17 protein-coding genes and 3 pseudogenes are annotated in these 16,161 nt (G+C 69.2%); 10 read left to right on the top strand and 10 right to left on the bottom strand.

Annotated features, from left to right (window positions below):
- Positions 1 to 384: 384 nt before the first annotated feature.
- Positions 385 to 861: an SRPBCC family protein gene (locus ACFCY7_RS03970; protein ID WP_376481062.1), complete on the bottom strand. Its 477-nt coding sequence runs from the start codon at positions 859 to 861 to the stop codon at positions 385 to 387.
- A 266-nt stretch (positions 862 to 1,127) separates the two neighbouring features.
- Between ACFCY7_RS03970 and ACFCY7_RS03965 the strand changes: the two genes are divergently transcribed.
- Both ACFCY7_RS03965 and ACFCY7_RS03960 read left to right on the top strand, forming a co-directional pair.
- Entirely contained in the window at positions 1,128 to 1,550 is a 423-nt protein-coding gene (locus tag ACFCY7_RS03965) for a DUF6924 domain-containing protein (RefSeq protein WP_376481061.1), read from the top strand.
- Positions 1,551 to 1,689: 139 nt separating this feature from the next.
- Positions 1,690 to 2,154, top strand: a pseudogene (locus ACFCY7_RS03960) (transposase); the annotation flags it as partial.
- Positions 2,155 to 2,269: 115 nt separating this feature from the next.
- Here the strand turns inward: ACFCY7_RS03960 and ACFCY7_RS03955 are convergent.
- From ACFCY7_RS03955 to ACFCY7_RS03945, 3 genes are all read right to left on the bottom strand, one after another.
- The gene (locus ACFCY7_RS03955) at positions 2,270 to 2,704 is read right to left on the bottom strand and encodes a hypothetical protein (RefSeq protein ID WP_376481059.1); all 435 of its coding nucleotides are present in this window, start codon (positions 2,702 to 2,704) and stop codon (positions 2,270 to 2,272) included.
- A gap of 538 nt (positions 2,705 to 3,242) precedes the next feature.
- Positions 3,243 to 3,476, bottom strand: a complete 234-nt coding sequence (locus ACFCY7_RS03950; RefSeq protein WP_376481057.1) for a hypothetical protein — start codon at positions 3,474 to 3,476, stop codon at positions 3,243 to 3,245.
- 240 nt (positions 3,477 to 3,716) lie between these two features.
- Positions 3,717 to 4,484: a dienelactone hydrolase family protein gene (locus ACFCY7_RS03945; RefSeq protein WP_376481055.1), complete on the bottom strand. Its 768-nt coding sequence runs from the start codon at positions 4,482 to 4,484 to the stop codon at positions 3,717 to 3,719.
- 526 nt (positions 4,485 to 5,010) lie between these two features.
- On the opposite strand from ACFCY7_RS03945, the gene ACFCY7_RS03940 reads away from it, so the two are divergent.
- The 5 genes from ACFCY7_RS03940 (at position 5,011) to ACFCY7_RS03920 (ending at position 7,706) form a co-directional block, all read left to right on the top strand.
- Positions 5,011 to 5,226 carry a hypothetical protein gene (locus ACFCY7_RS03940; protein ID WP_376481053.1) on the top strand — a complete coding sequence of 72 codons (216 nt, stop codon included), beginning with the start codon at positions 5,011 to 5,013 and terminating at the stop codon, positions 5,224 to 5,226.
- 26 nt (positions 5,227 to 5,252) lie between these two features.
- On the top strand, positions 5,253 to 5,459 hold the full coding sequence (locus tag ACFCY7_RS03935; protein ID WP_376481051.1) for a transposase: 207 nt from the start codon (positions 5,253 to 5,255) through the stop codon (positions 5,457 to 5,459).
- Positions 5,460 to 5,586: 127 nt separating this feature from the next.
- Positions 5,587 to 5,949, top strand: coding sequence for a MarR family transcriptional regulator (locus tag ACFCY7_RS03930; RefSeq protein WP_308407322.1), 363 nt, complete (start codon positions 5,587 to 5,589; stop codon positions 5,947 to 5,949).
- Positions 5,946 to 7,379 carry an MFS transporter gene (locus ACFCY7_RS03925; protein WP_376481050.1) on the top strand — a complete coding sequence of 478 codons (1,434 nt, stop codon included), beginning with the start codon at positions 5,946 to 5,948 and terminating at the stop codon, positions 7,377 to 7,379. The genes ACFCY7_RS03930 and ACFCY7_RS03925 overlap by 4 nt, the downstream gene beginning before the upstream one ends.
- Positions 7,380 to 7,412: 33 nt before the next feature.
- A complete protein-coding gene (locus ACFCY7_RS03920) occupies positions 7,413 to 7,706 on the top strand; it encodes a DUF1330 domain-containing protein (RefSeq protein WP_376481048.1) in 294 nt (97 codons plus the stop codon).
- A gap of 306 nt (positions 7,707 to 8,012) precedes the next feature.
- Here ACFCY7_RS03920 and ACFCY7_RS03915 read toward each other — a convergent pair whose 3' ends face one another.
- Positions 8,013 to 8,468: a DUF6326 family protein gene (locus ACFCY7_RS03915; RefSeq protein WP_376481046.1), complete on the bottom strand. Its 456-nt coding sequence runs from the start codon at positions 8,466 to 8,468 to the stop codon at positions 8,013 to 8,015.
- A 238-nt stretch (positions 8,469 to 8,706) separates the two neighbouring features.
- On the opposite strand from ACFCY7_RS03915, the pseudogene ACFCY7_RS03910 reads away from it, so the two are divergent.
- Positions 8,707 to 9,640: pseudogene (locus tag ACFCY7_RS03910) on the top strand (helix-turn-helix domain-containing protein).
- 3 nt (positions 9,641 to 9,643) lie between these two features.
- Here the strand turns inward: ACFCY7_RS03910 and ACFCY7_RS03905 are convergent.
- The 3 genes from ACFCY7_RS03905 to ACFCY7_RS03895 form a co-directional block, all read right to left on the bottom strand.
- Positions 9,644 to 10,168 (bottom strand): trypsin-like serine peptidase, encoded by a 525-nt coding sequence (locus tag ACFCY7_RS03905; protein WP_376481044.1) that lies wholly within the window; start codon positions 10,166 to 10,168, stop codon positions 9,644 to 9,646.
- A gap of 67 nt (positions 10,169 to 10,235) precedes the next feature.
- Positions 10,236 to 10,625: a trypco2 family protein gene (locus ACFCY7_RS03900; protein ID WP_376481043.1), complete on the bottom strand. Its 390-nt coding sequence runs from the start codon at positions 10,623 to 10,625 to the stop codon at positions 10,236 to 10,238.
- Positions 10,626 to 10,812: 187 nt separating this feature from the next.
- Positions 10,813 to 12,417, bottom strand: a complete 1,605-nt coding sequence (locus ACFCY7_RS03895; RefSeq protein WP_376481041.1) for an FAD-binding oxidoreductase — start codon at positions 12,415 to 12,417, stop codon at positions 10,813 to 10,815.
- Between the two features lie 70 nt (positions 12,418 to 12,487).
- Here ACFCY7_RS03895 and ACFCY7_RS03890 point away from each other — a divergent pair, with 70 nt between their 5' ends.
- Positions 12,488 to 13,126 carry a TetR/AcrR family transcriptional regulator gene (locus ACFCY7_RS03890; protein WP_376481040.1) on the top strand — a complete coding sequence of 213 codons (639 nt, stop codon included), beginning with the start codon at positions 12,488 to 12,490 and terminating at the stop codon, positions 13,124 to 13,126.
- Between the two features lie 446 nt (positions 13,127 to 13,572).
- Here the strand turns inward: ACFCY7_RS03890 and ACFCY7_RS03885 are convergent, their stop codons facing one another.
- Positions 13,573 to 14,568, bottom strand: coding sequence for an aldo/keto reductase (locus ACFCY7_RS03885; protein WP_376481038.1), 996 nt, complete (start codon positions 14,566 to 14,568; stop codon positions 13,573 to 13,575).
- 140 nt (positions 14,569 to 14,708) lie between these two features.
- Here ACFCY7_RS03885 and ACFCY7_RS03880 point away from each other — a divergent pair, with 140 nt between their 5' ends.
- On the top strand, positions 14,709 to 15,281 hold the full coding sequence (locus ACFCY7_RS03880) for a TetR/AcrR family transcriptional regulator (RefSeq protein WP_376481037.1): 573 nt from the start codon (positions 14,709 to 14,711) through the stop codon (positions 15,279 to 15,281).
- 227 nt (positions 15,282 to 15,508) lie between these two features.
- Here ACFCY7_RS03880 and ACFCY7_RS03875 read toward each other — a convergent pair.
- Positions 15,509 to 16,149: pseudogene (locus ACFCY7_RS03875) on the bottom strand (transposase); the annotation flags it as partial.
- Positions 16,150 to 16,161: the final 12 nt, after the last annotated feature.

Below are 16,161 nucleotides of genomic sequence, written 5' to 3'. Positions count from 1 at the left end.
GACCAGCCCATTTCATCCTCCAGCACAGGATGAAAGAGGTTCAATCACCGCCATCAACACCAGCGGACCGCGCGTCTACTAAACGAGCGAGCAGTAGACCCCGCGGCAGGCCGCCGGAATGCGCGCCCACAACGATCCACGACAGCCGACCGGCCGACCCGGCGACCGGCTGGCCCGGCGACCGATCCGGTCCCGACCGACGGTCGGGACCGGGCCGCTAACCGCCCGGGACCTGACGCCGCATCGGACTGACAGGACATCCAGCACCTAGCACAGCGGCCGGAGCCCGCCGCAGCGACAGCCTGCTCCGCCAGGGGATCAACCCCATCGCCGTGGGCATGGCCCGTGCCTGGTCCGCTTCCCGCTGCCCGGGAGTGCGACGCATCAACGGCCGAATGCTCCTGACGGAACGTCGGCGGCATTCCTGTGCTGCTCGCTCACGGCGATCCGAGCGAACTTCGTCAGCATCATGCCGTTACGGATGGAGACGATGTAGTCGACGGGAAGCCCGTGCATACGGGTGCCCGGGCCCCGGAGAGGGTGCCATTCGAGCAGGAAGAGTGTGTGCTCGCCCCAGGGAATCAGGTTCATGGCGATACGGGCAGCACCGAAAGGTTCTGCCTTCGCCTCCAGTTCCAAGCGCCGCTCAGGCTCGCAGATGCGGACGACACAGGTGTCATCGAGGGTGAGAGGCCCTGCTCCCACCCGGACCCCGAGCCGAGCGCCCACCTCGGGCCACTGCGGGTCGACGGTGATGATCTGCTGGGTTCCTGAGACCCACTCCCCGTAGCGATGCCCGTCGGACAACAGGCTCCACACCAGGGACGGCGGGCTCAGGATCAAGCGGCGATTGCGCGACACTGCGACCGTATTCCTTCTGTGCGTAGGGACCGGCTTCCATGGCCTCGCCCGACGCTATCCGCACCGTGCTCCCCCAGCGCTCACAGTCGCCGCGTGTCGGCCTTCTCGTCCGCCGATAGGGCTCCTCAAGCCTGTCCAGTACCTGAAAGAGCGTTTTATCCCGGTGAGGGTGTTCGGTATCGCAAGATTGCGTTGAGGAGTCCCGCCGGTGCAGTGGGTGCCTGGTCTGGGCAGTCGATGTCAGCGCCAGGTGAGAGGATCTTGAGATGTCTCTGCCTCAGCCTGATGATCTGACCTCGCTGGTCCTGCGTACTGACTTCGGTGACGAGGGAGCCTGGGACTCGGTTCGAGCCGCAGTCGACGCTGCTGGCGAGTCCCCCTTTGCCACGTATGTCAGCGAGCTTCGCTTTGCCGGCGTGGGGGTCCAGGCCTTGATGGCCGAAGAGGTTGCTGCGGACGAGAACGACCAGATCGTCAACATGTTTCTGGCTGACGCAGCCACGATGAAGGATCCGGGCCACCCGCTCCTGGCCGTGGACCTCTCGGACGAGCCCGGGCGAACGTTCAGGGTCCCTGCTCGGTGGTTCCCTGACGTCTCGGCCAACCTCGGCATCGCCAACATGGACTTTGCGGAGTTCGCCGACGCCACGGATGAGTCAGGGACCTTCCGCGGATTTGAGGAGGGCTGACGCCTTCTCGTTTGCGGTCCGCCGGGGCGGGCTACGTACCGCGCCAGTTGGCGTGGCTTCGCGGATCTGGACATCTGGTGGAAGCGGCGCCACCAGGACGGACGTCATGACGTCGTGTGAGTAGCCCACGGCGGGCACCCTGGGGCAGCCACGCCCCGGGACAAGAGCGTGGGGCCATCGACAGCGCACCGGCCTGATCACCAGCGGCCAGCCCGCGGGAGACGGCCCTGCGGGCCGTCCAGGTCGGCGCTGCCGTCCGCTGTCCCTGATCGTCACCCCAGGACAGCGGGCGAACTGCACCCGGTTCAAGCCCGTGCTGGAGAAGATCCGCGTCCCTCGACCCGGGCCGGGACGGCCCCGGAAGAAGCCGGACAGCCTGGCCGCGGACAAGGCTTACAGCAACGGTCCGTGCCGCGAGTACCTGCGGCGCCGGGGCATCCGGAACGCGATTGCGGAGAAGACCGACAGCCAGGCCGCCCGTCTGGGCAAAGGGTCACGCGGTGGACGGCCTCCTGGGTTCGACGAAGATCGGCACAAGAAGCGCAACACCGTTGAACGGGCCATCAACCGACTCAAGCACGCCAGAGCAGTGGCCACTCGCTACGACAAGCGCGGCCACGTCTTTCTCCCGGACCGTGACTGCCGCAGCCCTCGTGATCCGGCTCCGCACATGATCGACCAGAACAGTGCCGATGGCATCTCTGGCCGTGTGGCCCTGATCAGTCTCCGGTGGAACCCCAGAAGCACAGTTCTGCCGGGCGTCCCTCGTCTTCGTAAACGATCGTGCAGCAGCCGGAGCCGCGGTCGAACGGAGGGAACCAGCCGTCTCCGGCCCGCTTCAGGGCCTGCTCGACGATCTCCCGTCCGGGCTGCGCCGTCCCGAACAGTTCGACGACTTCCGCCTCTTCGACCACCCTCACGTCGCCAGGTTCCTCCATGTGCTCCTCGCAACGGACCACGCGCTCGACGTCCAGCACGGAATGCGCCGGCTCCTCCTCCAGCCAACCGCTCGCCATCAGTGCTGCCAGCGTCTCGATTCCTGCTTCCCGGTAGTACTCGACCTCCTGGGCGAAGACCGTCTCGCGAAGATCGTTCAATGCATCCTGCTCACTGTGCTGGAAAGGCGTGAAGTACGACCATCTGCTCGCTCCCATGTCTGCGAATCCTACGGATGGCCTGCGACAGCAGCCCTTGACACGTCACCACAGCGTGATCGCCCGGACAGGTCCTGCAGTACGTCGACGGCGAGGTGGAAGAGCCTCCGTCTGAACGCATAGCCGCCTACGTGGCCGCGTTGCTTGAACGGTGGCGTGACATCACCGAAAACGAGGAGGACGCCTCGCCCGGGTCGACAGGCCCGTTGATCGGAGAGGCCACTGGCCCGCTGATCTACTTCCCATGCGGTGGAGCATGGCCGAGGAAGCATCGGCTTACGCGGCAGCCGTGGCAGAGTCCATGGGGTTGGTCTGCTTCGACGTACAGCGGAACCGGCTCAGACCGTGAACAGGGGTGCCGATCGGCAGTGAGCAATTGATAGCTGCTGCCGCAACGCCGACGGGGGGAAGGAAGTTCAGCCTTGCGTTCGTGCCAGCAGTGGAGACACGGGCAGCCCGCCGGCCAGGGACTCAGGTGCCGCGCCATTCGTCATGGGTCTCCTTTCCTGGGCCAACCGAGCGTCGTGTGCCGCTGCTGTCAGCCGCGCAGCTTCGCGGCGCGGCGATCTGCCTTGCGGGCCTGCAGGCGCGCGACGCGCTCGGGGCTGGAGTTGTGCCAGAACGCATACGTGGCCCACGCGAGCGTGGGAATGGTGAAGTAGACGGGGAACGTCCAGCTCCCCGTCTTGGTCTTGTGGTGCAGAGCGAGTGCGAAGCTGCCGAGCACGGGGATCGCGTACAACCTCAGCGCCAGCACGAATTTCGAGGGCATGGGGCGGCACTCTACGGATCATGCTGCGTCATGGGAAGCCTCGAGAAGAACCCCCACTCGTCACTCACCGGCCGAAGTCGATCACCGCCTCTCGATCAGTCCAGCTGCTTGGCCGACCGCGGCTTCGTCAGCAGGATCGTGCGGAGCCGGTCCCGCACGCCAGCCTCGTTCCATGCGGCAAGCCGCCGCCAGCCAGTAGCCACAGTTCGTCAGAGGTGCGGACTTGAGGGGAGTGGACTGTCAGTGCCCGGGGCCAGCATGCTTGCCTGGGTCATGCCCCAGATCCTCCGTCACGGGCAGGCACTCGGCGAGCAGGTCGACGACGTCGCGCCAGGCTCGCTGCGCGTGCTGTGGGTGGTAGCCGACGCCGGGGACCACGGGGTGGCCGACCGGCGGGTGGTGGAAGGCGTGCAAGGCGCCGCCGTAGACCGCGAGGCGCCAGTCGACGCCCGCGGCCTGCATCTCGGCGGTGAACGCGTTCCGTTGCGCGGGCGGCATGATCGGGTCTTCCGATCCGACCCCGGCCCACACCGGGCAGCGAATGCGCGCCGCCTCGCCCGGTCGGCCCGTGGTCAGTGCGTTGACTGTCCCGATCGCGCGCAGGTTGACGCCGTCGCGCCCGAGTTCCAGCCCGACGGCGCCCCCGGTGCCGTAGCCGACGGCGGCGATCCGGTCGGGGTCGGTCCGCGATTCGGTGCGCAACACGTCGAGTGCCGCATGGCCGATGCCCCGCATCCGGTCGGGGTCGGCGAGCAGCGGCAGGCAACGGGCCAGCATCTCCTCGGGGTCGCCCAAATAGCGCCCGCCGTGAAGGTCGAAGGCCAGCGCTACGTATCCCAGCTCGGCGAGAGCATCGGCCCGGCGGCGTTCGACGTCGCTGAGCCCCGTGCCCTCTGGTCCGAGCAGCACCGCGGGCCGGCGGTCGACACCGGCCGGGAGCGCGAGGTGCCCGATCATTGTCAAACCGTCGGCCGGATACTCGACCGTACGCGTCGTAATCGTCGTCATGAGACTGGACTGTAGTGATCGCCGAGTCCGGTCCGGCCGGTGTTCTGCCACTGGCAGAACAGCGCGGGTATCCCTCTGAATACGGCGAGGGCCCACAAGAACCGTCACAAACCCCGCCCCCACGGCAGCGCTATCGGATCACCTGCCCGGGCGGCCACGGTGTTGGAGGCCGACCCTTGCAGCAGGATTCTGGGGTATACCGGCGCGCTCCCGTGAAGGGTGTCATCAGTTAGTTCCCTCACGGCTCAGGCAGCCTGGCCGAGACCGGCGGCGGTCGGGTCCTGCTCGCGCAGCGAAGTGAAGTCGACCTCGACGTCGAGTTTCGGGTCGTACGCCTCGGGCTGGATGCCGAGTTCGTGGGTGCTGTACTCGCCGAACCGGTTGATGTGTCCGGTCAGGTACGGCGGGATGCGCGCCAGGTCTTCCGGGTCGGACTCTGTTGGGAACCTTTAGGGCGGACAGTCAACGATCGTGACGTTGCGTCAGGCTTGGGGGGCGTTCTGCCCATGTCCCCCAGGGGCCTGACATGTCCCTCCAGCCCCGTCCCGGAGCCGAGATCCCGGCGCTGACCGTGAGGGTCGCCCGGGCCAGCAACCTCCACGGCACCGCTGCGATGTGGATCCGCGACCGCTTCGACGGCCTGTTCAGCGACGAGGGCTTCACCACCTGGTACCCGCGCGACGGCCGCCCCGGGCTCTCGCCCGCGCAGCGGCCACCGTCTGCGTGCTGTAGTACGCGCTGAACCTGTCGGACCGCCAGGCCGCCAAGGTGGTGCACTGCCGCATCGACTTCGAGTACGCCCTCGGCCTGGAGCCGGAAGACCCCGGCTTCCGCCACAGCATGCTGTCCGACTTCCGCGACCGACTCGCCGAGGGCGACCGCGCCGACCGGCTGCTGGGCCTGGCACTGACCCGGATATGGCGGGCCGCCCTGCTCAAGGGGCGCGCCGCCCGCGCCAGTCGACCATTTACATAAACTATGAATATAAAAATGCTATGCTTCGAGCATGAGTCGTCACGACACCGCTCCCGGCGCGTCCGCCGCCATCGGGGCAGCCCTCTACGGCCTGGCCACCAGGGCCGCGAGACGCCTGCCCCGGGACATGAGCCTGACGTCCGCCGCCACCCTGGCCACCCTGGACCGGACCGGCCCGCGGCGCATCACCGATCTGGCCGCGGTCGAGGGCGTCACCCAGCCCGCGATGACCGCCCTGGTCCGGGTGATGGAGGAGTCCGGCCTGGTCGAGCGGCGGGGCGACGCGTCCGACAAGCGGGTCACGCTGGTGTGTCTGACCGAGGCCGGCGCCTCCTATGTCCGGACGCGGCGCCAGGCGGGCGTCCACGCGTTCGAGCGGTTGATCGGCGAGCTCACCGGCGACGAGGTCGAGGCGCTGGCGGCGGCCCTTCCGGCGCTGAAGCATCTGGCAGAGCTCGAAAGCCAGGACCGCGAAGGGCCGAAGCAGTGACCGGGCAGCCGGTCGACGGGGTCGCGGTGAAGGCGTTCCCGGTGGCGCGTTCCGAGGCGCGGCTGCTGGTCCCCGCCCTGATGTTCATCGCTCTGGTCGTGGCGGCGGTCGCCAGCCTCGGGACGCCGCTCATCACCAGCGTGGCGACCTCGTTCCACGTCTCGCTCGGCAGCGCGCAGTGGACGCTGACCGTCGCGCTGCTCAGCGGCGCCGTCGCCACGCCTGTCCTGGGCCGGCTCGGAGCCGGCCGGCACCGGCGGGCCACGATCCTCACCACGCTGGCGGTCGTCGTCGCCGGCAGCGCGCTCACCGTGCTGCCACTGCCGTTCGCGTGGCTGCTGGCCGGCAGGGCGGCCCAGGGCGTCGGGCTCGGGCTGACGGCGCTGATGATGAGCGTGGCCCGGGACCACCTCCCCAAGGAGCGCAGCGCGGGCGTGATCGCCCTGATCTCGGTGGTCTCGATCATCGGGGCCGGCATCGGCTACCCGCTGGCCGCACTGCTCGCCGAGCTCGGCGGGGTACGGGCCGCCTACGGCCTCGGCCTGGTCGTCACCGCCGCCGCCCTCCTGACCGCGTGGCGCTCCATGCCCGAAGCCCCCGAAGGCCGCTCCGCCCACGTGGACGTGGCAAGCGCGGTCGTCCTGGCCGCTGCGCTGCTCCTGGTGCTGTTCCTCGCCGGCGAACGGAATCTGTGGAGCCGGCACCTCGCCGTGGCGGTAGGCCTCGCCGTCGTCGCGGTGGTGCTGCTCTGCGTCTGGGCCGTCATCGAGCTGCGCAGCACGACGCCCCTGGTCGATGTGCGGGCGGTGCGGCACCCGGCGGTCGCCGGGGCGAACCTCGCCATGTTCTTCGGCGGGATCGGCATGTACCTCCTGCTCACGCTCATCACCCGGTACGCGCAGACGCCTCACGGCGCCGGCTACGGCTTCGGGCTGACGACCTTCGTCGCCGGGCTGGTCCTCATCCCGTTCTCGGGGCTGGGGTTCGTCGCCGGCAAGCTCACGCCGCGGGTCCGGACGCGGATCGCCGACCCCCTGCTCCTGGCCGGCAGCGCCGTCGTGGTCGGCGGCGGGTTCGCCCTGTTCGCGGCGGCCCGGTCGGACCTGGCCGAACTGTTCGCGGCGATGGGCGTGCTCGGCTTCGGCGTCGGCGGCTTCTCGGCCGCGATGCCCGGCGTGATCCTGGCCGTCACCCCCAAGAGCGAGACGTCGAGCGCCATGAGCTTCAACTACGTCGTCCGCAGCGTCGGGTACTCCCTGGGCAGCGCCATCGGCGGCCTGATCCTCACCGCGGGCACCGGCCCGGGCCACCTCTTCCCCGACGACAGCGCCTACACCACCGCGGCGCTGGTCGGCATCGGCGCCATGGCGATCACGACGCTGGCAAGCCTCGCTCTCGCCCGCCGACGCTCGTCCGAGACCAACCCGTAAGTCAGATGCACTCATCCCCACACTGGAGGTTCCATGCCCAAGGGCTACTGGGTCAGCGTCTACCGCACCATTTCAGACCCTGAGAAGCTGGCTGCTTACAACAAGCTGGCCCCTCCGGCCGTCAAGGCCGGGGGCGGTCGGGTCCTCGCCCGTGGCAGTCGGGTCGTGGCGCATGACGCCGGAATCGCCGAGCGCACCGTCCTGATCGAGTTCGACAGCTTCGAGCAGGCCGTCGCGGCGCACGAGAGTGAGGCCTACCAGGAGGCGCTGGTCGCCCTCTCCGACGGCGTCGAGCGCGACTTCCGCATCGTCGAAGGCATCGACTGACCGAGGTCCAGTCGGATCTTCACTGAGGAGCAGCAGGATTCCGGGGTATACCGGCCCGCTCCCGTGAAGGGCGTCACCAGCTAGTGCCGTGTCAGTCAACGTTTGCCCTGTTGTGATGTGACGCGCCGCCCGGGGTCCTTCGCCGGATGACGGGCGGCGGTCACCGCGTGCGGGTCGCGGAACGAGTTCGCGTACGTGAGATCGATGATGACGAGGGCCGGCGGCTGCTGCGGATCATCCGCCGGGGCATCCGAACAGGACGAGGACTGCTCTTGGGTTCACGCTTGCTGCTGGGCGCGAACGGTTTCACGGTCCGGGCTGGTCGCCATGGTCGCCGACGGTGCGGGGCCAGGTCCAGGCGTACCGCAGGATGAGGGCGAGAACGATCACTTCCAGTGCGACGCCAAGGCCGTAGAAGTACGTCCAGGACTCGCTCACCGCGTTGAATGCCGCGAAGGGGATCTGTACCGAGGCCACGATGAGGTTCGTGATGCGGTTCGCCCGGGCGGGCAGCGTCGTCGACAGCACTACCATGAGGATCGGGATCGCCAGGAGCGCGAGGAAGGCGGTCAACAACGTCTGGCTGATGTCGAACTCCCAGACGACGCCGGCCAGAATGTCATCGATGACGCCGGGCTTGAAGAAGGCAAGGATGTCCACGTAGACGTACAGGAACATGAAGCTTGTCCACGCTGCGGCAAGCTTGGCTCTCACCGGGATCCGCTGGTCTTCCAGTGTGGTGGTGTGACGTGTTCTCATCATGGGCTCCGTTGTTGTGGCGAGGATCGGTAGGTCCACGATCGCTGAGCCCGGCGGCGGGTACATCGGCGTCGAGGCCGGACCCGCCTCGCCGTTGGGAGGAGCGGCGTCTCGTTCTTTCGGTCGGTCCCCGACGCCTCGGCGGTCCCTGGGCCAGTGTCGGTCAACGTTTGCCCTGTTGTGATGTGACGCGCCGCCCGGGGTCCTTCGCCGGATGACGGGCGGCGGTCACCGTGTGCGGGTGGCGGAACGGGTTCGCGTACGTGAGATCGATGATGACGAGGGCCGGCGGCTGCTGCGGATCATCCGCCGGGCAGCGGATCGGTGGTGACTTGGCGACGGGCCCAGATGGTCCTGCTGTCCGCGCAGGGCATGCCCGTGGCGAGGATCGCCGAGGTGTCGTTCGCCAGCGCGGACCGGGTCCGGGATGTGATCCACAACTTCAACACCGACGGCTTCGACTCGCTGTATCCGAAGTACAAGGGCGGGCGGCCGAAGACGTTCGCGCTGCCCGAGCGGCGTGAGATCAAGAAGATCGCGAAGTCCAAGCCGGCCGAGCACGACCTGCCCTTTTCTACCTGGAGTCTGACCCAGCCGGCGGACTTCCTGGTCGCCGAGGGGGTGGTCGACGACATCAGCCACGAGGGCCTGCGCATCCTGCTCCGCGAGGAGGGCGTCTCCTTTCAACGCCTGAAGACCTGGAGGCCCCCCGCAACCCCGACTACTCGACCAAGAAGGCGAGGGTCGAGCACCTCTACGCGATCGCCGGCGGCGAGGTCATACCCGAGGAGGGCGAGCCCGACGTCATCTTCTGCGTGGACGAGTTCGGCCCGCTCAACCTCATGCCGCACCCCGGCCGGCAGTGGGCCGAACACGGCGGCAAGCACAAGGACCCTGACAACTTCTCCCCACACCTGACCACGAGGAAGTGCCAGCGCGTCGGCGACTGGGCCACCGCGAGCAACGTCGAAATCGCCTACACGCCGACGAGCTCCTCCTGGCTCAACCGCATCGAGGCCCAGTTCACCGCCCTGCGCTACTTCACCCTCGCCGGCACCGACCACGCCACCCGCAAGGAACAGGGCAGCATGATCCGCCGCTACATCATCTGGCGGAACCGTCACGCCGACGACCGGCGCCTACGCGCCGTCGTCGGCAGGGCAAACGTCGCCTGAGGCTCAGCCGAGTTTCTTGCGCATCTTCACCGAGGTCGTCTCGTAGCCGAGCGACTCGTAAAGGCCACGTGCGCCGCGTTCGAGGGCGGCGACCCGTCCGACGCCCGGGCGCCGCCCGTCGACCGGGGAGGCCGGCCACACGGGGCAGTCCAGTACCCAGCCGGACGACGTCGTGGAGACCACAGGCAGCTCTCCACGCAGGTACTCGACCTCCGCCCCGCTCCCGGGCTGTGAAGCGAAGGCGGGAAATCCTGCACCCTCGAACGGCACCGGTGCGATCCCGCTGGGCTGCCCCCACCGCACGGGGCCACCATCGGTGGCCACCGGCTCGTCGAGCCACAGCAGCGCCACGTCCAAGGCGTCGTCGGCGGGGACCTCCAGTCGGGTGTCGGGCCAGCACACGCGGGCCCGCCTGTCGACGGGTGCCGGGCCATAGCGGGGGTGCCCGACGCCGGCCGTCACCTCCGTCACCCAGCGGCCCTCGTCGCGCACCACATGCAGGGCGGTCAGAACGAGGTGGGGGCCCACGAGGTACCCAGAGCCCAACCCACTGGGACCACTTGTGCGTACGAGGACCAGCCGTTCCGGATCCACCTCACGACTCCCAGGGCCGGGGCTCCCTGTCGATGGATGCCGTAGGTGAGCCGTCAACCACGGTATCCGCGCTGTCCCGGGCGTCCAAGCCGCCCGCGGGTCTCCGGATTCTGACCCTTTCCCCACCATGTGCCTCGTCACGCACCCGGAACCCAAAATGGGCACCTACCGTGGGTACTGCCCGGCCCGCCACCGGCCTGCACGCCGGTCGTGACCCGGGCAGGGCGACCTCGACCTTCACCACGCCATTCCCGTCACGCCGGGACTCCACTTCCAGCGACAGTTCGGCCGGCTCGACCTCGAACCGGAACTCTGCCGGAGCCCCTTCGTCCTGCGCCGCATACAGCTCGGGCGGCAGCTCCGCCCCTACCTCGGCCAGTGAGATCCCCACCGATCGCTCTCCCGCTCCCCCGGCGCCGGCTCAGCCACGTGTCAGAGTCCAGTCTGGGCCAACGCTCCCCCGTTGTGCAGCACTTCGGCACGTCCAGTCGCGAGCCCCGTACCGCCTGGTGTGAGCGTGCGGGTGACGACAGCACCTCCGAGGCCGACGAGACCGCCCGCTGGACCGCCCGGTCTTGTCAGTCGAGCAGGACACCGGGGTTCAGGATGCGGTGGGGGTCCAGGGCGTCCTTGGCAGCGCGCAGTGCCAGAGCGAAGGGGTCCGGGCGCTGGAGGTCGTAGCCGGTGCGGTGGTCGCGGCCGACGGCGTGGTGGTGGGTGATCGTGGCGCGGTGGCGGTGCAGGACCTCGCCCGCGACGGCCTTGATGTCGTCCCAGACCGCGACCTCGTCGCCGGGGCGGCCGGCGACGGCCACAGTGAAGTAGGGGGCCGCCCCGTCGGGGTAGACGTGGGTCAGGCGGCAGTTGATGGTGGCCGGGTGGCCTGTGGCTTTCATGGCGGCGGTGGCGACCTCGGTGCGGACGGCGTCGATGAGGGCGGGGATCTTGTCCCAGGTGGCGGCGGTTTCGAAGGTTTCGACGACGGCGCCCATGCGGGCCAGGCCGTCACGCAGGTAGGGCATGCGCAGGAACGCCGAGCGCCAGGCGTTGACGGCCGAGCCGGCCGGGGCGTCGCGGTCCGCCGGGTGCTCTTCGGCGTGGCCGCCGTGGGTGCGGGCCAGGTCCACGGCGGTGGCGAGGCGGTCGTCGACGGGGGTGGTGGCGGATTCGAAGCCGAGGACCAGGACGGAGGAGCCGTCGCGGGAGGCGCCGGAGAGCAGGGCCTCGCCCGCGTCGAGCAGGCGGCAGTTGGCCGGGGCGAGGTCGGACTGGGCGATGGCGCGTACGGCGTCCAGCGCGTGGTGGAAGTCGGCGAAGGCAAGGGATGCGGAGGCTTTGTGGCGGGGGCGTTCCTGCAGGCGCATCCAGGCCTCGGTGATGACGCCGAGCGCGCCTTCGGATCCGAGGAAGAGCCGGTCGGGCGAGGGGCCGGCGCCGGAGGCGGGCAAGCGCCAGGAGCTGCCGGCTGCGGCGGGCGTGATGACACGCAGGGACTGCACGAAGTCGTCGATGTGGGTGTGGACGGTTGCGTAGTGCCCGCCGGCCCGGGTGGCGAGCCACCCACCAAGGGTGGAGAACTCGAAGCTCTGAGGGAAGTGGCGCAGGGTCAGGCCGTGGGGCCGCAGTTGCTCCTCCAGTACCGGGCCGAGGGCCCCTGCCTGGATACGAGCCGAGCGGCTGACGGTGTCGATGTCGAGGACCCGGTCCATCGCGGTCAGGTCGAGTGAGAGCACGGCGCGGTGGGCGTCGCCGCGGTACTCCACGCCGCCGACCACCGAGGAACCGCCACCGAAGGGGATGACGGCTACGTCGTGCTCCCCGGCCCAGTCCAGCAGGTCGGTCACGTCCCGGTCGTCGGCCGGGTGGGCGACGAGGTCGGGGATCCGGCCCGGGCGGGCGCGAAGGGCCCTGATGACGTCGCGGTACGCCTTGCCCATGGCGTGGGCGGCGCGCGCCGGCGGGTCGGTGGTGACCAGGTGGGCCAGGGATGTCGGGGGTGTCATCGCGGGGCGGCCGATGGCCAGGTCGGCGATGCGGGGTATCGGCAGCGGGCGGGCCAGGGCGCCTGGCAGCAGAGCCCCCAGGGCGGCGCATTCGGCGTCGTCGGGGTGGGCGTCCGCATAGCCCCAGCCCCACCAGGAGCGGGTGCGGGAGGAGCGGGGCGCGGAGGGGGTCGCAGGCATGAGGGTGCTCCCAGTGGGGTCCGATCCAACTTACCCTTAGGTAAATTACCTTAGGGTAAGATATGGCCCCATGACAACGCCCTCCTCCAAAGCCGGCACCAAGGGCGTGCCGAGAGCCGATCGCGAACGACAGATCCTGGCCGCGGCCACCGAGGAGTTCGGCCGCCACGGCTACGAGGCCACCACCGTGGCCGCCATCGCCGGACGTATCGGCGTCACCAAGCCGCTACTGCACCAGTACTTCGGCGGCAAGCAAGACCTTTACCTGGCCTGCCTCGACCCGGTCGGCGACCAGCTGCTGGACGCCATCCACGCCGCCATGGCCGAACACGACACCGACGCGCCGCCCACACCCCTGCGCGTCCTCAGCGCCCTCTTCACCGCCCTCGACGGCCGGCGCGAAGCGTGGTTCGTCCTGTACGACCCCACGCTCCCCCCCGGCAGCGACGCCGCCCGGCGCGCCGCGTACTACCGCGACGCCATCGACGACCTCGCCGCAACGGGCACCGCCGAACTCCTCCACACAGCCGGCACCACCGACCCGCTGGACGCCGACGCCCTCAAACACGCGTGGCGCGGCCTGTGCACCGCCCTGGTCCGCTGGTGGATCAACCACCCCGACCAGTCGCCCGAGGCCATGACCCGACGCTGCGCCCGGCTCACCGAGGCCGCCCACACCATCCTCGGCACCGGAGACGGCGAGAGGTGAGCGAGAGGGACGCCCGCCCTCCTGCTGCCTGTGGTGGCAACCCTTGTGGTGGCGTATTCGACCGAGACCCACAGCTCGCGGCGTGGGCACTTCCGGCTCAAGTAGCGCGTCGGGCAGGTGCCGAGACACACCCCGGCCTGCGGGCGTCCTATCCGCAGGCCGGAGCAAAGCCACCTGCAGCCGAAGGCAACGCACCGCTCATGCGGTGCAGGCGGCCGGTGAAGCGTCACGGCCAGTGCATGCCATGACATCCGGGCGCAGGTGCACTGGTGGCCCGGGTAGCGGGCCGCATCATGGCCGTGTAGGCATTTTCGACTGTTCCTACCCGTCGGCTGCGGCTCATCCGCTCAGCTGCCCGTGGCCATCCGCGGCGAAAGAGGCAGCGATGGCCACCGACCTCGAATGGGAAGTCCCCAGGACACCGCCTGGGCGCAGCCTCGCCTGGATCAAGCGCCGACGGTACGGGCGGAGACGGCGTCGAGGCGTGCGATCAGGTCGGCGGGGAGGTCCAGGGTGAAGCCCGCGAGGTTTCCGGTCAGCTGGTCGAGGGTGCGGGGGCCGATGATCACCGAGGTGACGCCGGGGCGCTTGCGCACCCAGGCCAGCGCCACCGCGGTGGGGGTCGAGCCGAGTGTGGCCGCGATGTCGCCGACTTCGTCGGCGATGGTGAGGTTGTGCTCGGCGAGCAGTTCGCCGGCCCAGGCACGGGCGAGCGGCGAGGACGAGTCCATGAGCCGGCCGATGCGCGACGTACGGTCAGGTGCCGTGTCGCGGGTGTAGCGGCCGGTCAGGACACCGCCGCCCAGCGGGGACCAGGCGAGGGTTCCGAGGCCGTGGCGCGCGCTGGTCGACAGAAGCTCGGTTTCGCTGCTCCGAGCGAGGAGCGAGTATTGGTGTTGGAGGCTGACGAAGGGGGTGCCGCTGACGCGCTCGGCGGCCCACTTGGCTTCGACGATCTGTGCGGCAGTGAAATTCGAGCAGCCGACGTACCGCACTTTGCCGGAGCGGACGAAGCCGTCGAGGGTCGCCATGGTCTCCTCGATCGGGGTGTCCGGATCCCACTGGTGACACTGGTAGAGGTCGACGTAGTCCGTACCGAGCCGGCGCAGGCTTGCGTCGAGGGCTCGGGTGAGGTGAGCCCTGGACAGGCCCCTGTCGTTCACGCCCGGACCCTGTGGGAGGAACGCCTTCGTGGCGAGGACGACGGCGTCGCGCCGCCGCTTGATGGCGCGGCCCACGATTCGTTCGGACTCGCCGCCTGTATAGGCATCGGCCGTGTCGATGACGTTGTGTCCGGTGTCCAGAAAGGCATCGATGATGCGCAGGGCCTCGGCATCGTCGCAGCTGCCGACGCCCACCCCTCCGGGAGGGCCGAAGTTCATCGTCCCCAGGCTCGCCGGGGAGACCTTCAGGCCCGATTCACCGAGTCGTGCGTATTCCATCCGTGTTGGCCTCCTACTCGTGGGATGTGCCGGGACGGGACGTGCCGGGACGGCCCGATAGAATCGGATCACGTGTTCCGGTTCGGATGCCGAGAACATACGGAACAGCTGTTCCGTATGTCAACGAGTCAGGGGAAGGCATGACCAAGGAGGCCAAGCCGCTGCGCGCGGACGCCCTGCGCAACCGTGCGCTCGTCCTGGAGGCGGCGGAGACCGTACTGGCCCGCGACGGGGTCGCCGCGTCCATGCGGGCCGTCGCCCAGCAGGCGGGCGTCGGCCTCGGCACGATCTACCGCCACTTCCCCACCCAGGAAGCGCTCTACGCCGCAATCCTCGACGACCGGATGCGGCGGTTGGCCGAACGCGCGACGACCTCGTACGCGACGAGCGACGCGGGCCCGGCGTTCGTCGAATTCTTCACCGACGTCGTCGACAACGCGAGCCGCATGAAGGCCATGGCCGACACCCTCGGCGACGCCGGGGTCGACGTGAAGGCCGGACTGTCCGAGGCCGGGGCGTCGATACGGTCTGCGATCGAGACGCTGTTCGTGCGCGCCCAACAGGCAGGCGCGGTACGCGAGGACGTGGGCATGCCCGAACTGCTCGCCCTGTTGGGAGCAGCGTGCATGGCCGCGGAGCGCAACCAATGGGACCCGCAACTGCGGGACCGTACGCTCAACGTCATCTTCGACGGACTCCGCCCGCGCCCTTGACCGATCCACCGCCGCCCGGTGGAACTCAGGAGGGCAGAGTTCGGGCTCGTTGTAGCGCGGGGACGGTGGCCGGCTTGGCACGCACTCCAGCGCACGTACAACGTCGCCTTCGGATGAGGCGACGGGTTCTGAGTACCCAGTACTCAGCACTTGGCTCCCGATCCAGGTATGACAGAAGTGCTGGAGTGGAGTCGGCGGTCGCCGGCGTGACCGCGGTCAGTCACGTGTGTGTTCGCGGGAGGGACCGGCTGGCGCACCGGGACTGTCGGCAAGTGATTCGCCCACTCGACGAGCTGACCGGCGTAGGCGGAATCTGCCCGAACGATCGTGACCTCGGGGTGCACGAGTCTCAGTCTCTACAGGACTTCCTTGGCCGCGTCGCGGTCGGTCATGTCGGCGGGGGGTGATCCTGCCGAACAGCGACAGGACTTTGCTGTCGACCGCCAGGGGTCACTTCCTGCCGTTGGTCTTCTTCGCCGCGTCGTAGCCGCGCGAGTCCTTGCCGACAGCCTCGGCAGCCTTGACGGACTCGGAGTCGATGATGGTGGCGACCGCGCCGCGTGAGCGACCCATGTCCAGACGGACGCGTTTGCGGAGCCGGTCGCGGATCTGCCCAATCACACCGGCGGTCCAGCGAGCCGGGGAGTTGTAGCAGGTCCGCCAGCGCGGACAGTCCTTGGGCAGGGCCCTCCACTTGCAGCCGGAATCGACGACGTACCGAACTGCGCCCACGATCTCGCGCGGCGGGTGTTTCCCGGACCGTCCCGTCCGCTCCTGGGTGTCTCCGGGCCGAAGTGGGCAACAGCGGGTCGATCAGTGCCCGCTCGTCGTCGTTGGTGTCCGAGAGATAGCAGCGACACCGGGCCAACGCCCCCTCCCT

It is taken from the genome of Streptomyces sp. NPDC056361, from assembly GCF_042262805.1.
In the GTDB taxonomy this organism is placed as follows: Bacteria; Actinomycetota; Actinomycetes; order Streptomycetales; family Streptomycetaceae; genus Streptomyces.
Note: the sequence above shows the minus strand (reverse complement) of the source record. Positions and strands in the feature narration are given on the sequence as shown.